Here is a 242-nt window from a genome sequence, read left to right on the forward strand (position 1 = left end):
CTAAGACACCAGTTGAAGTGACAGCAGAACCAGGGTCTAAGGTTGAAATGTACGATAAAGACGGCAACAAGATTGGTGAAGCAACAGCTGATGAGAATGGTAAAGCTACAATCACACCAACAGTCGACATTCCAGAAGGTAATGTGACAGTTGTAGCAACCAAGGATGGTCAAACACCAGAAGCAAGTGATCCAGTTCCAGCAACACCAGCTAAAGATGCAGAAGGAGTTAAAGATCCAGAA

1 protein-coding gene is annotated in these 242 nt (G+C 44.2%); it reads left to right on the top strand.

Going from position 1 to position 242, the window contains the following annotated elements; genetic code table 11:
• The coding region (locus HMPREF2987_RS10925) for an Ig-like domain-containing protein (protein ID WP_180364486.1) at positions 1–242 on the top strand (242 nt) is incomplete at both ends.

This window comes from Streptococcus sp. HMSC067H01 (assembly GCF_001814775.1).
GTDB lineage: Bacteria > Bacillota > Bacilli > Lactobacillales > Streptococcaceae > Streptococcus.